The organism is Rhizobium sp. J15 (genome assembly GCF_002531825.1).
GTDB lineage: Bacteria > Pseudomonadota > Alphaproteobacteria > Rhizobiales > Rhizobiaceae > Rhizobium.
In genome coordinates, this window is sequence record NZ_NWSX01000021.1 from 42,315 (window position 1) to 55,609 (window position 13,295).

12 protein-coding genes and 1 pseudogene are annotated in these 13,295 nt (G+C 63.6%); 7 read left to right on the forward strand and 6 right to left on the reverse strand.

The genetic code is table 11. The features are described 5' to 3' along the window. The first annotated feature begins 191 nt into the window (after positions 1-191). The 3 genes and pseudogenes from CO670_RS18800 (at position 192) to CO670_RS18810 (ending at position 3,125) form a co-directional block, all read left to right on the forward strand. Positions 192-1,097: a S1C family serine protease gene (locus tag CO670_RS18800; RefSeq protein WP_097591631.1), complete on the forward strand. Its 906-nt coding sequence runs from the start codon at positions 192-194 to the stop codon at positions 1,095-1,097. Positions 1,098-1,482: 385 nt separating this feature from the next. Further along, positions 1,483-2,631 (forward strand): annotated as a pseudogene (gene otnK, locus CO670_RS33735) (3-oxo-tetronate kinase); the annotation flags it as partial. Between the two features lie 113 nt (positions 2,632-2,744). Next, on the forward strand, positions 2,745-3,125 hold the full coding sequence (locus CO670_RS18810; RefSeq protein ID WP_097591632.1) for a VOC family protein: 381 nt from the start codon (positions 2,745-2,747) through the stop codon (positions 3,123-3,125). A 7-nt stretch (positions 3,126-3,132) separates the two neighbouring features. Here the strand turns inward: CO670_RS18810 and CO670_RS18815 are convergent, their stop codons facing one another. Beyond that, entirely contained in the window at positions 3,133-4,095 is a 963-nt protein-coding gene (locus tag CO670_RS18815) for a LysR family transcriptional regulator (RefSeq protein WP_097591633.1), read from the reverse strand. A gap of 124 nt (positions 4,096-4,219) precedes the next feature. Between CO670_RS18815 and CO670_RS18820 the strand changes: the two genes are divergently transcribed. Together CO670_RS18820 and CO670_RS18825 are read left to right on the forward strand one after the other, a co-directional pair. Further along, the gene (locus CO670_RS18820; protein WP_097591634.1) at positions 4,220-5,620 is read left to right on the forward strand and encodes an MFS transporter; all 1,401 of its coding nucleotides are present in this window, start codon (positions 4,220-4,222) and stop codon (positions 5,618-5,620) included. A gap of 94 nt (positions 5,621-5,714) precedes the next feature. After that, positions 5,715-6,089 carry a hypothetical protein gene (locus CO670_RS18825; RefSeq protein ID WP_176538977.1) on the forward strand — a complete coding sequence of 125 codons (375 nt, stop codon included), beginning with the start codon at positions 5,715-5,717 and terminating at the stop codon, positions 6,087-6,089. 420 nt (positions 6,090-6,509) lie between these two features. Here the strand turns inward: CO670_RS18825 and CO670_RS18830 are convergent, their stop codons facing one another. Then, complete coding sequence (locus CO670_RS18830) at positions 6,510-7,424, reverse strand: SDR family oxidoreductase (protein ID WP_097591636.1); 915 nt, start codon at positions 7,422-7,424, stop codon at positions 6,510-6,512. Positions 7,425-7,533: 109 nt separating this feature from the next. On the opposite strand from CO670_RS18830, the gene CO670_RS18835 reads away from it, so the two are divergent. After that, positions 7,534-8,094 (forward strand): TetR family transcriptional regulator, encoded by a 561-nt coding sequence (locus CO670_RS18835; RefSeq protein ID WP_097591637.1) that lies wholly within the window; start codon positions 7,534-7,536, stop codon positions 8,092-8,094. A gap of 15 nt (positions 8,095-8,109) precedes the next feature. On the opposite strand, the gene CO670_RS18840 is transcribed toward CO670_RS18835, so the two are convergent. The 4 genes from CO670_RS18840 to CO670_RS18855 all read right to left on the reverse strand — a co-directional run bounded on the left by CO670_RS18840 (position 8,110) and on the right by CO670_RS18855 (position 10,803). Next, positions 8,110-8,736, reverse strand: coding sequence for an exopolysaccharide biosynthesis protein (locus tag CO670_RS18840; RefSeq protein ID WP_097591638.1), 627 nt, complete (start codon positions 8,734-8,736; stop codon positions 8,110-8,112). A 26-nt stretch (positions 8,737-8,762) separates the two neighbouring features. Next, positions 8,763-9,065, reverse strand: a complete 303-nt coding sequence (locus tag CO670_RS18845; protein ID WP_097591639.1) for a hypothetical protein — start codon at positions 9,063-9,065, stop codon at positions 8,763-8,765. Positions 9,066-9,094: 29 nt separating this feature from the next. Next, positions 9,095-10,090, reverse strand: coding sequence for a TerC family protein (locus CO670_RS18850; RefSeq protein ID WP_097591640.1), 996 nt, complete (start codon positions 10,088-10,090; stop codon positions 9,095-9,097). Between the two features lie 233 nt (positions 10,091-10,323). Then, the gene (locus CO670_RS18855) at positions 10,324-10,803 is read right to left on the reverse strand and encodes a YcgN family cysteine cluster protein (RefSeq protein WP_097591641.1); all 480 of its coding nucleotides are present in this window, start codon (positions 10,801-10,803) and stop codon (positions 10,324-10,326) included. 178 nt (positions 10,804-10,981) lie between these two features. Between CO670_RS18855 and CO670_RS18860 the strand changes: the two genes are divergently transcribed. After that, entirely contained in the window at positions 10,982-13,183 is a 2,202-nt protein-coding gene (locus tag CO670_RS18860; RefSeq protein WP_245425890.1) for a PBP1A family penicillin-binding protein, read from the forward strand. Positions 13,184-13,295: the final 112 nt, after the last annotated feature.

The window sequence follows — 13,295 nt, forward strand, 5'->3', positions numbered from 1 at the left end:
TACCAGTCTGATTCCTGATAGGATTGACTGTATATTGTTGTGTAAAGCTGCTGTCATCAAGAATATGGCGTCAGGGTGCGGCGTGGAAAATCCGTTCGCCAAGCCTTGCCTCCGCTCATCCATCTTCTTACCTATTCAAGCGGGATGCGCGGCTTCCAGCTTCCGCGCCGGCGCTCCATTGGGATGAAAGCATGAATATCGATCCGATCCTGCGGTCTGTCGTGGCCGTGCGCTCCTCAATTCCGGAAGATGCCTTCACCGCTGAGACGCTGGGCACCCTCCGGGAGGGCAGCGGTGTGGTCATCCGGGACAACGGGCTGGTGCTGACGATCGGTTATCTCATCACCGAGGCCGACGAGGTGTGGCTGACGACCCGTGACGGGCGCGTGGTTCCCGCTCATCCCCTTGCCTATGATCAGGAAAGCGGCTTCGGCCTGGTACAGGCGCTCGGCACGCTCGGCGCTCCGGCGGTGCCTTTTGGCGATGCACCCGGAGCCAAGCCGGGCGATCCGGTCGTGCTTGTCGACGGGATGGGCGAATTCGTCGAGGCGAATATCGTCGCCAGGCAGGAATTCGCCGGTTACTGGGAATATCTGCTGGATGAGGCGATTTTCACCGCACCGGCCCATCCGGCATGGGGCGGCGCGGCGCTGATCGGCTCGGACGGCAAGCTCCTCGGCATCGGCTCGCTTCGCCTTCAGATGAGCCAGGGCAGCGAGACCGCCGATATCAACATGGCCGTGCCGATCGACCTGCTGCTGCCGATCCTCGACGACCTCCTGAATCGCGGCCAGGTCAACAAGCCGCCGCGGCCCTGGCTCGGCGCATTCTCCGCCGAGAGCAATGGCGGCGTCGTGGTCATGAGTGTCGCCGAAGGCAGTCCCGCCGCTCAGGCAGGGCTGCGCCAAGGCGACATCATCTCCGAAATCCGGGATGAAGAGGTCGATGGCCTGGCCGATTTTTATCGCAAAGTGTGGAGCAGCGGCCCCGCCGGCGCCGAAATTCCCATGCGGATCCTGCGCAACGGCCGGGAAGCATGGCTGCGCATCAAGTCCGCCGATCGCAACAGTTTTCTCCGGAAACCGCAGCTGCAATAGAGCCCCGCCGCCTCAACGATTCCCCCGCCGAGCAGGCGGGCGGATACCGCGTGGATATCAATTCACCCTCCCCGGAAATGACGTGACAGCGTCGCTCGCCTTATCGTAGCTAAAGCTGTGCCGGTCGGGGCGACTCGCACCGGAACGCCGGACTGCCGGCATCGATGTCTTTGAGCGGGGGCGCTTCACATGACAATCCTGGCGACAGGCGCGGCCGGAAGGATAGGCGGCGAACCTGGCAGCTTGCCGGAGCTTTTCTGACATGCTGCTTGGAGCCATTGCCGATGATTTAGCCGGCGCCGGCGAACTTGCCAACGCTCTTGCAAGGGGTGGCATGTCGACCATGTAGTTCGTCGGTCCCGGCCGCGGAAGGGCGGATTGCGAGGCCGGCGTCGTCGCGCTGAAAGCCCGCTGGGCGCCGGTCGACGATGCGGTGCGCCAGTCGCTGGAGGCGGCCCGCTGGCTGCTCGACCAGGGCTGCGAGCAGATTCTTTTCCAATATTCCTCGACCTTCGATTCGGCGCCGGGCGGCAATATCGGGCCGGTGGCCGAAGCATTGCTGCGGCTGACCAATGCCGGCGTTGCCGTTGTCTGCCCGGCCTTTCCGGCGATGGGCCGGCGGCTCTTCATGGGACATCTCGTCGTCGGCGACCGTTTGCTCAGCCAATCCGGCATGCAGGACCATCCGCTGACGCCGATGAGCGATCCCGATATCCGCCGCTGGCTGCAGCAGCAGAGCCGCGGCGAGATCGGCAGCCTTGCGCTCGATACCGTACGCGCGGGCATCGAAGTCCTGCGCAACGGCCTGCGCTCCGAGTTGACCGCCGGTCATCGCCTCGTCGTCGTCGACGCCATCGAGGAGAGCGACCTTGCAACGATCGCGGCTGCGGTCGCCGACCACAAGCTCGTCACCGGCAGCCTCGGCATCGCGCAGGCCCTGCCGCGGAATTTCCGCAAGCAGGGCAAGCTCTCCGGCATGGCGGGGGCGGTGCCTCTGGTGGACGGTCCCGGCGTCGTGCTCTGCGGCTCCTGCTCCACGGCGTCGCAGAACCAGGTCGCCTGCCACCTCCAGAACCATCCCGGCCTTGCGATCGATCCTGCCGTGCTGATGCGCGGCTCGATGTCGGTGGAGCGCGCGGCGCGCTGGGTGGAGCAGAATGCCGCCGAACATCCCATCGTCTATTCCACCGCCGCCCCTGAAGTGGTGGCCTTCGTGCAGCAGCGTTTCGGGCAGGCGGAGGTTGGCAAAAAGCTCGAGGCCTTCTTCGGCGGGCTGGCACGGCGGCTCGCCGACGCCGGCATGCGGCAGATCGTCGTCGGCGGCAGCGACACCTCCATCGCGGTGGTGGAAGCGCTCGGCCTCAAAAGCATGACGGTCGGGCCGGAAATCGATCCCGGCCTGCCGGTTCTCGTCGCCGACCGCGCCGGGCCGCTCGGTCTCGCCTTGAAGAGTGGCAATGCCGGTGCGCCAGATTTCTTCATCAGGGCGATGGATAGAATCGCCGGCCTGGAACGCCATTTCGCCATCCTATGATGGACGCATCTCGTTGACCTCAGACTGCGGTTGAAAGAGGATGACGTCGCGCCATCTCTTCGGGGTGGGCAATCCATCTCAGGCATGAACCGACGAAGAGGAGTTCGCAGCCCATGTTCGATCATGTCTCCATCGGCGTAAAAGACCTCGAAAGAGCCCGCCGCTTCTATGATGCGGCGCTGGCACCGCTCGGATATGAGCGCTTGTCCAACTCCGACGGCATGGTCGGTTATGGCCCGGAAAGCGTCGGGTTCTGGGTGATGCAGGTCGAGCATCCGATCGTTGCAGACATGCGGTCGGGACTGCATTTCTGCTTCGTCGCCCCGAACGAAGCCGCCGTAGACGCCTTTCATGCTGCAGCCGTCGCATCCGGCGGCACGGACAATGGCGAACCGGGCATCCGGCCGGATTACGGACAGTTCTACTACGCTGCCTTCGTCATCGATCCCGATGGCTACCGTCTCGAAGCCTATTTCCACAAAGGCGAGCTGTAACGGACCTTCAGGCCGCGGCTCTCGATATCGAGACGCGGCATCCCGAGGCTTCGAGCGCCTCGCCGGCGACGTCGATAAACAGACGGCGGAACCAGCGCGCCCGGCCGTCCGCCTGATCGACGCGGCGGTAGAGCATGGTGACGGGATCGGCCGGCAGCGAAAGCGGCGGCGCGCAAATGGTCAGCCCATGCAATTGCGCCATGCAGCGGCCAATCGATTCCGGCACGGTGGCGATTGCCGGCATCGCCCTCAGCGCCGTCGGCAGGGCCGAAAAGCGCGGCACGGTCGCCACCACCCGGCGGCTGCGGCCGGTGCGGCCGAGCGCGATATCGATGCCCGTCGAAGCATTGCCTTCGAACGAGACGGTGACATGCGCAGCATCGGCAAAATCCTGCAGGCTCAACGGCGCCGTCAGCCGCAGCTGGGCATCGTCGTAAATGCAGATCGAGGCCTGGTTGAACAGCGGCGCGCGGATATGCCAGGAGGCCGGCTCGTCATGCACGGAGACGCTGAAGTCGAAAACACCTTCGTCCAGCCGGCGCGAGGCATCGCGCTTTTCCGAGGCAATGCCGATGAGCCGGGCGCCCGGCGAAAGCTGGAGCAGCCGGGCGGCAAGCGGACCGAAGAAGGCCGATTCGAGATTGTCGCACATGCCGATGCGGAACTCGCCCTGCCAGCTCGCCGGATCGAACTCGGCCTGCGGGCGGATGGCGCGCTCGATGCCCGACAGGGCATCCTCGATCGCCGGAGCGATGGAAAGGGCGCGCGGCGTCGGCTGCAGGCCGCGTCCGACACGCACGAACAATTCGTCGTCCAGCGCCTCGCGCAGGCGCCGCAAAGCCGCCGACAGGCCCGGCTGCCCCAGCAGCAGGCGCTCGGCGGCGCGGCTGACATTGCGCTCCTGCATCAGCACGGAAAAGGCCAGCAGGAGGTTCAGGTCGATTTTGCGGAGCGTGGCGTCATTCATCATTATGAGTAATACCTGGCATGGCTACTATCAATTTGCAATAGGATTGGAAGCTGTACATTTTCTTGTTCCCTGCCGCTGCGGCACCCTCCCCCGATGAGGCGGCAGCCAACAAGGAACAATTTCGATGACTCTTTCCAAATCGCAAAATGGCGCATGGCTGGCATTGCTGCTGCTCTGCACCGCCAATTTCCTCGACGCCATGGACGTCTCCACGATCGGCGTCGCGCTCCCGGCCATCCAGGCCGAACTCGGCATGGAGGCGACATCGCTGCAATGGACCGTCAGCGCCTATGTGCTCGGCTACGGCGGCTTCCTGCTGCTCGGCGGTCGGGTCGCCGATGTCTTCGGCCACCGGCGCGTCTTCCTCTGGTCGCTGGCGATCTTTGCCGCCGCCAGCATCGCCGGCGGCTTCGTCGATAGCGGGCCGACGCTGATCGCAGCCCGCCTGATCAAGGGCATTGCCGCCGCCTTCACGGCGCCGGCAGCACTCGCCCTGCTGCTCTCCGTGTTCGGCGAAGGTACCGCGCGAGCGAAAGCGCTCGGCGTCTTCGCCTCCACCGGCGCCACCGGCTTCGTGCTCGGCATGGTGATCGGTGGTGCGGCGACGGTGTTCAGCTGGCGGGCAACGCTTGTCATGGGCGCGCCCGTCGCCATCCTGACGCTCGTTCTTGCGCCGCTGGCGCTGCCGGCCGATCCGAAAAGGACGGGACCGCGGCCCGCCTTCGACTGGGCCGGCGCCCTGACGATCACGCCAGGGCTGCTGCTCTTCGTCTTCGGCATCACCAATGCCGCAGCCGCCGGCTGGCAGGCTTTCCCGACCTGGGCTTCGCTGCTGGCGTCGCTGGTGCTGATCCTGCTGTTTCTCGCAGTCGAAGCACGCCATGCCGATCCGATGGTGCCGCTCGGCATGTTCCGCCGGGCCAAGCTCCGGCATGCCAATGCGATTGCCGCCCTGTTCCAGGGCGCTTATGTCGGCTTCCAGTTCCTGGCGACGCTCTATTATCAGAACGTCATAGGGTGGTCGGCCTTCACGACCGGTTTCTGCTTCGCGCTTGGCGGCGTCTTCGTGATGTTCCTGGCGCCACGCTTTGCGAGCGTCGCGCAGAACCGCGGCGCCACCGGACTGATGGCGGCAGGTGTCGGCTTGCAAGCGTTCAGCTACATCTTCTGGGTCGCCGCGGTCGGACATGTGGACCCGATCCTGCTCGTCATCTTCTCGCAGATCCCGCTCGGCCTCGGCTACGCCATGACCTACCCCTCGGTGCAGGTCGCTGCCCTTTCCGACGTGGAGGACGACAAGTCGGGGCTCGCCTCCGGGCTGCTCTTCGCCTCCTTCCAGATCGGCGGCGGCATCGTGCTTGCGGCCGCCTCCGCCGTCTTCGGCGCATCGCCGCATTTCGGCTGGGATCCCTACTTCGCCGGCATCGCCTTCGTAGGCTTGCTTGCGGTTGCGATCACCCTGCTCGCGGCTGCCGGTCCCCGCAAATCGACCGCCAGACCCGCAGCCTACCAGCCGGCGGAATGACCGCCATCGGCCCGCACCCGAGAGGTGCGGGCCTTCATGATTGCACGCGTGATCGGCGGCGAGAATCCCGTTGTGTTGCCGGGAGGAAAGGCGCATGATCCCGCCTTCGGCAGCTATAGCACGGGCGCTGCCGACGAGGGTTCATACCCTAGCCCCGACGAAAGGAGGACCGATGTCTTCCACCTCCGAAAAGCCATATCTTACGTCATCCGATCTCGACATGCTCCAGTCCGTGCTCGATGACGCCGGTTACCAAGCCAAGATCGTGATCGACGACGGAGCGAACTTCAATGTGGCGGCGACGCTCCTGATCAAGCTCTTCCAGGAGGGCGTAACGTCTCCAGAGATGCTTTCGCTGGCACTCGAACACCACTTCGGCAAGCTGAAGAAGCCGCCGAAGCCGATAACGCCCGTCTACGACCGATATGCGATACAGGGATTGCCACGCGAAAGGCGCGCCGCCAGCTAAAGCATGTCGCGCAAAAGTGTGCAGCGGTTTTCCCGGGCAAAGCGTAAAGCGCTTTTGCGGCAACGACATGCGTTAAAACAAAGAGCCGGCGCACTGTTCGGCAGCAAGAATTGCGCTGCGGACCAATGAGCGAACACGGCGCAGACCGCAGCTCATAATTTCGTCTGAACAGAGGAGATCGATCCATGGCCAAAGGACAGCTGAGAAGCAATCGCGAGGTTCGGAAACCGAAGAAAGACAAGCTGGCGCCGAAGACGGCAGGGACATTCGCAAGCCAGATGAAGACAGCCGCCCAAACCGCTCCGCACGGAAGCAGCGCGCCGAAGAAATAACGCGATCCCCGAACCTGATCATCGAAGCAGTTTGAGCCGCGGTTTGCATGTCGCCCCGCTTTTGGGGCGACGCGCAATACGGGCAGCGTCACCGATAACCCGTCACATCGGCCGGCTTGCCCGCCTCCTGGACCTCGGTCAGGTAGCGCCAGCAATCCGGCCGCGAACCGTCGATATCGTCGAAGCCATAGGCCTTGGCCATTGCGCCGCTCGAAAGCGACTGGCCGTTCCAGCGGGCGCGATCGGGATCGGCGGCGATCGCCGCGACGGCGCGGCCGAGGAAGCGCGGCGTTTCGGAAATGGCGAAGTGCGGCTGTGCCTTGGTCGCGTCGCGCCAGTTGTCCTCGCGCACACCATAAGCTTCCAGCATCATTTCGGAGCGCAGCCAGCCGGGCGTGATCGAAACGGCAGTGGCGCCGTGTTTCGCCAAATCCTGCGCATGCGCCCAGGCCATGCGGGTGACGCTCGTCTTGACGAGATCGTAGAAAGGCGAAAGCCGGTAATGGGTGGCATTGTATTCGGCGGTGCCGTCGGTCACCTCCACCAGCAAGCCGCCTGGCCGTTCGATCATCAGCGGCAGGGCGTAATGGGCGGTGATCAGATGCGTTTCGATGCCGAGTTGCAGCATGCGCAGGCCCTTGTCCAGCGAATGCTCCCAGACAGCCTTGTCCCATTCGAACAGTTTCTCGCAGCCCCAGATGTCGTTGACGAGGATATCGAGCCGGCCGGCCTCGCGGCGAATGCGAGCAACCAGCGCTTCGACCTCCTGCTTGACGAGGTGATCCACGCGCACCGCAATGCCCCTGCCGCCCGCCAATGTGACCAGTTCGGCGGTCTCCTCGATCGTCTCCGGTCGCTGATATTCGGATTGCCGGGCGCGTGTCGTGCGCCCCGTGACGTAAACGGTCGCGCCGGCCGCGCCGAGTTCCACCGCAATGCCGCGGCCTGCGCCGCGCGTCGCACCTGCGACCAAGGCCACTTTATCCCGCAAGTCTGCTGTCACTCCTTTATCCTCCACGCTAGAACGGCTGGAAGGGCCGGACCATGATTGACGCCCTATTGAATATAAACGAACGTTCGTTCATATTTATGACGAATGCAAGAGGAATTTCATGCCGCGCCACCGCACGCTTTCCGATGAACAGCTTCTCGCCATGGTGCTGGCGCTGATCCACGCCGAGGGGCCGGATGCGGCGACCTTTGCGGCGGTGGCGAAAGCCAGCGGCCTTTCCGGCTCGACGCTGGTGCAACGGTTTGCGACGAAGGCGGCGATGCTGCGCGCGGCATTGCTCCATGCCTGGGACAGGCTGGACGCGGAAACGGCGCGGCTCGCCGAGGCCGTTCCGAAGACCCCGGAGGGCGCCGTCGCGCTGCTCGTCGGCCTGTCGCAGGATTACGGCGACAATGCCGCCGCCTATGGCGAAGGTTTGCTGGTGCTTCGTGAGGATTTTCGCGATCCGGTGCTGCGTACGCGGGGTGCTGCCTGGGGAACGGCTCTGACGGCGGCGATTGCCCGCTGTTTCGGATCGGCGAAGGCGCCGGAGACCATCGCCCGGCTGATGCTGTCGCAGTGGCAGGGCTCGCTCACCTGGTGGGGTTTTGGCTCGGAAGGACCAGTGGACGCCTATGTGGAGACGGAGCTGCGGCGCTTCCTCGCCGTGGTGAAACCCTGAACTGCCGTGCTACGCCTAATAGGCCGTGACGATCATGGCCTGGATAAAATAAAGCAGAGCGGCGGTCACGCCGATCGTCACCGTTGTCAGCAGCAGCCCAATCAGGGTGACGAGCCCGTCGCGCTCCATCAAGGCGACCGCCAGGACCACCAGCGAGAATACCGGCAGGATATTGCCGAAGGGGATCGGCAGCGCGATCACCACCGCGAGCAGGAAGACGGGAATGCCGAGAAGCACCTGCACCATCGGGCCTGTGAGCGCCTTCAGCCGGCCGGCGCGGACCACCTTCTCCACCCGGGCAATGACGGGAACCGCGTGACGCACGACCAGATCGAGCGCTGTCAGGGAGACCTGGCGATTCCTGATGACGGCGGGCAGCCACACCTTCCGGCCACCCGCGACGATCTGGAGGGAGACCAGCGCAAGCGCGGTGCCGAACACCATTCCGAACGGACCGGGAATCGGCGTCAGCGCCGGGATTGCCAGGAAGAGGATGGTGAAGGCGATGCTGGTCCTGCCCATCGTTTCCAGTGCCTCGCCGATGGAGAGGCCGCCTTTCTCCCGGGCAAGCTCCAGCATCTCCCGGAGCCGCGCGGTGGCCATCCCTTGGGATGGCCGTGCACTTCCGTTTCGATCAGACATTAAAAGCCCATTCCAGCTGGTATCCGTCACGCATCTCCATCGGCCCCCTTCAGGACGCCGATCAGGGTTGCGCATTGCGGATCCCTCGCATCGAGAAGCTCGGCCGGCGACGTATGGCCGATCGCCATGCTGACGACGGTGGCCGCAGCCCAGCCGTAATCGTCCGCGGCGCGCTTGATGAGCTGCGGCCCCTGGGATGTCAGGCAGGCCTGGGACTGGCTGACAATTTCGGCGGGAAGCCGGGCACGCTCAACCTGTTCCTGTATCTGGGCGTGCAAGGGATCGACGACGAACAGGGCAAAAATCCAGCCGATGAAATCCGAGATCATATCTGTTTCCCTCCTTGGCTAACGCTTTTCTACAGCGTCTGTTCAGACGGTTGCTGCGGATCGCGCGTCTTGATGAGGCTCCAGACCACGCCCGAGGCGATGATCGCGAAGGTGATCCCAAGCGAGAGAGCAGCCGGGAATTTTTCCAGGCCCAGCAGATCCGCGAGGAAGATCTTCGAGCCGATGAAGACCAGCACGATGGCAAGTGCGGGCTTCAGGTAGCGGAAGCGATGGATCATCGCCGCGAGCGCGAAATAGAGCGCGCGAAGACCGAGGATCGCGAAGATGTTCGAGGTGTAGACGATGAACGGATCGGTGGTGATCGCGAAGATCGCGGGGACCGAATCGACGGCGAAGATGACATCGGCCACTTCGACCATCACCAGCGCCATGAAGAGCGGCGTGATGAACCAGGTCGTCTTGCCCGTCGCCGGATGCGCCTTTTTGACGAAGAACCGCTCGCCGTGATGCTCCTCGGTGACGTTGAAGCGGTTGCGCATGAAGCGAACGAGCACGTTCTTCGAGACATCGGGCTCAGCTTCCTTGACGACCAGCATCTTGATGCCGGTCGCGATCAGGAAGGCGGCGAAGATATAAAGAACCCAGGCGAATTCGGCGACCAGCGTCGCGCCGACGCCGATCATGATGGCGCGCAGCACGATGACGCCGAGAATGCCCCAGAAGAGCACGCGGTGCTGATAGATGCGCGGCACGGCAAAGAAGGAGAAGATCAGGGCGATGACGAAGACGTTGTCGAGGGCGAGCGTCTTTTCAACGACAAAGCCCGTCAGATAGGCAAGGCCGGGCTCCGAGCCGAGATACCACCATACCCAGCCGCCGAAGGCGAGGCCGAGCGTGATATAGAGAGCGGAAAGCTTGACGCTTTCCCGGACGCCGATTTCCTTGTTCTGCTTATGAAGAATACCAAGGTCGAACGACAGGATGGCGATGACGAGGACGAAAAAGCTCGACCACATCCAGAGCGGCGTTCCCAGCCACTCGACGAACAAAAAAGAGAAATCCAAAGATGGTCCCCTATCGGCACGGGTTGTCGGAAAAAGGTCCGACATCGCAAGAGTGCCGAAGCTCTCGCCAGAGGGGCCCGGACCAGCGGGTCGCACCCCAGATGGGATCTCGCTTTTCAGGATTCAAGCAGCGGCCGACACCAATTTTTGCATGTGGCGGGGCTTTGAGTGTCCTAGCCCGAACGCCTCGCTCCCCGTGGGAAAGCCGGCTTGCGGCGCATGCAGACGCCGCCCTATCCGTCTTGCGGATCGTCCTTGTCCTCGCCCACGGTCAGTGGCCAGTCGACGACGTAATCCTCGAGATCGTCGATATCGATCTCGTTTTCGTTGATCGTGCGGCCCCGCGCGGAAATACCGGCGGCATGGACGGTTTCGGGATCGCCGGAAACAAGCGGATGCCACCAGTAGAGATCGCGGCCTTCGTTGATCAGCCGGTAGCCGCAGGTGGGCGGCAGCCAGGCGATATCAGGCACGTTCTCCTTCGTCAGCTGCACGCAATCCGGCACGAAATCCCAGCGGTTCTGGTAGCTGGAGCAACGACAGCTTTCGCCGTCGAGCAGCTTGCAGCTGACCGAGGTGAAATAGATATCGCCGCTATCCCATTCCTCGATCTTGTTGAGACAACAGAGGCCGCAGCCGTCGCAAAGGCTTTCCCACTCGGCGGGCGTCATTTCGGCAAGAGTCTTGCTCTTCCAGAAGGGTAGATCGTTCATCGTTCGTTTCTTGCAACAGCGGCCCGCAAATTCACGTGACCGCCGACGTATCTCTCTTGTTATCGGCTGAGAAATCAATCAATTCTTCAGCATACTCCTGGTATCGGAGATACCGGAGAGCTTTTCTGCCCCATGCGGGCCTCGCGCTTTCGTCACCTTCCGGCCGCCGGAACGACCGATGCGCGATCAGGCGGGAATACAGGACGTGCAGGATCCGGACAAGCCAGAAAACGGGCCAGGAAAAGAGACGACAGACGCGCCGGACAAGCGGCCGGCGAAGAGACGTCACATCCTGCTGCGCATCGATTCATGGATCGATTCGACCGTCTGGAACGCCGGCTTCCGCGCCGCCGAGATCTGGGAAGACACCACCATCTTCTTCCGCCGCTTCCGCGTGCGCGGCTGGAAACGCATGGTCTTCGAACTTGCCGGCGAAGGGCTGACGCTCGGCGCGGCCGGATCCGTGCTGATGCTCGTGCTTGCCCAGCCGGCCTTCGAGGCAACCAAGGAAGACTGGCGCAATCGCGGCGATTTCGCCGTCACCTTCACCGACCGCTACGGCAACGTCATCGGCCATCGCGGCGTCATCCACCAGAATTCCGTGCCGATCGACGAGCTGCCCGATTCCCTGATCAAATCGGTGCTCGCCACGGAAGACCGGCGCTTCTTCGAGCATTTCGGCATCGATTTCATCGGCCTCTTCCGCGCCATAAGCGAAAATGCGCGCGCCGGCGAAGTCGTCCAGGGCGGCTCGACGCTGACCCAGCAGCTCGCCAAGAACCTCTTCCTTTCCAACGAGCGGTCGATCGACCGCAAGGTCACAGAAGCCTTCCTGGCCCTGTGGCTCGAGGCGAACCTTTCGAAGAAGGAAATCCTGTCCACCTATCTCGACCGCGCCTATATGGGCGGCGGCACCTTTGGCGCTGCGGCAGCCGCACAGTTCTATTTCGGCAAGAACATCGCCGATGTGAACCTTGCCGAATCCGCCATGCTCGCAGGCCTCTTCAAGGCGCCGGCGAAATATGCGCCGCATGTCAACCTGCCGGCCGCGCGTGCGCGCGCCAACGAGGTGCTGACCAATCTCGTGCAGAGCGGGCTGATGACCGAAGGCCAGGTGATCGCCGCCAGGCGCAGCCCGGCGACAGTCGTCGACCGCAACGAGATGGAAGCGCCTGATTTCTTCCTCGATTGGGCTTTCGACGAGGTGCAGCGGCTTTCGCCGCGCTTCCACCAGCATTCGCTGATCGTGCGCACGACGATCGATATGGGGATTCAGAAGGCGGCCGAGGATTCGGTCGAGACCTCGCTGCGTGAATATGGCGAGGCCTATCACGCCAAGCAGGGCGCCCTTGTCATGATCGAAAACGGCGGCGCCGTGCGCGCCATGGTCGGCGGGCGGGATTACGGCGAAAGCCAGTTCAACCGCGCCACCAAGGCGCTGCGCCAGCCGGGCTCCTCCTTCAAGGTCTACACCTATGCGGTGGCGATGGAGAGCGGGATGACACCGCAGACGACGGTCGTCGACGCACCGATCTACTGGGGCAACTGGAGCCCGCACAATTATGCAAACCGCTATGTCGGTCGCATAACGCTCGAGACCGCGATCGCCCAGTCGATCAATACGATCCCGGTGCGGCTCGCCAAGGAGAAGCTCGGCATCCAGCCGATCCGGGCGATGGCGAAGAACCTCGGTGTCGAAACACCGATCCGCGACGACGTCACCATTCCGATCGGCACGTCGGAGGTGACGGTGCTCGACCAGGCGACCGCCTATGCCACCTTCCCGGCCGGTGGCTACCAGTCGCGCCGCCACGGCATTACCCAGATCCTCGACTACGACGGCGACGTGCTCTACGATTTCGACCGCGACGAGCCGGCGGCCAAACGCGTGCTGTCCCAACAGGCAGACGCCTACATGAACCAGATGCTGTCGCGCGTCCCCTATGTCGGCACGGCGCGCAAGGCAGCGCTCGACAACGGCATCGTCACGGCAGGCAAGACCGGCACGACCCAGGCCTATCGCGACGCCTGGTTCGTCGGCTTCACCGGCAACTACACCTGCGCCGTCTGGTTCGGCAATGACGACTACACATCGACGAACAACATGACCGGCGGCTCGCTGCCGGCGATGACCTTCAAGCGCGCCATGGACTACGCCCACCAGGGTGTGACGCTGCGCGCCATTCCCGGCATCGAAAACCCCCTGCCCTCGGCAGAGGACGTCGCCAAGACCGCAGCCGCCAAGCCGCAGGACGGATTGCCGCAGCTCATCCGGCCGCGCATGCTCTCGGTTCAATCGACCGGCATCCTCAAGGATCTCGGCGAGAAGCTGAAAGACGCCGCGCCGCTGGCGCCGCAGAAGGTGGCGAGCGCCGAATAGCTCGACCGCAATCATGCCGAGATCCTGACATCGATGGATCGACCGTGCCGGTTTGCCGCCGAGAATGCGGCATGAACCGTGGATAGATCGCCGCTCGTGTCACGGCGCGGCA

What these genes read in the sequence shown, in the direction of transcription:
- CO670_RS18820 (WP_097591634.1), top strand. Translation starts at nt 4,220, where the DNA reads ATGACTCTTTCCAAATCGCAAAATGGCGCATGGCTGGCATTGCTGCTG.
- CO670_RS18800 (WP_097591631.1), top strand. Translation starts at nt 192, where the DNA reads ATGAATATCGATCCGATCCTGCGGTCTGTCGTGGCCGTGCGCTCCTCA.
- CO670_RS18860 (WP_245425890.1), top strand. Translation starts at nt 10,982, where the DNA reads ATGCGCGATCAGGCGGGAATACAGGACGTGCAGGATCCGGACAAGCCA.
- CO670_RS18845 (WP_097591639.1), bottom strand. Translation starts at nt 9,065, where the DNA reads ATGATCTCGGATTTCATCGGCTGGATTTTTGCCCTGTTCGTCGTCGAT.
- CO670_RS18840 (WP_097591638.1), bottom strand. Translation starts at nt 8,736, where the DNA reads ATGTCTGATCGAAACGGAAGTGCACGGCCATCCCAAGGGATGGCCACC.
- CO670_RS18825 (WP_176538977.1), top strand. Translation starts at nt 5,715, where the DNA reads ATGATCCCGCCTTCGGCAGCTATAGCACGGGCGCTGCCGACGAGGGTT.
- CO670_RS18855 (WP_097591641.1), bottom strand. Translation starts at nt 10,803, where the DNA reads ATGAACGATCTACCCTTCTGGAAGAGCAAGACTCTTGCCGAAATGACG.
- CO670_RS18835 (WP_097591637.1), top strand. Translation starts at nt 7,534, where the DNA reads ATGCCGCGCCACCGCACGCTTTCCGATGAACAGCTTCTCGCCATGGTG.
- CO670_RS18815 (WP_097591633.1), bottom strand. Translation starts at nt 4,095, where the DNA reads ATGATGAATGACGCCACGCTCCGCAAAATCGACCTGAACCTCCTGCTG.
- CO670_RS18810 (WP_097591632.1), top strand. Translation starts at nt 2,745, where the DNA reads ATGTTCGATCATGTCTCCATCGGCGTAAAAGACCTCGAAAGAGCCCGC.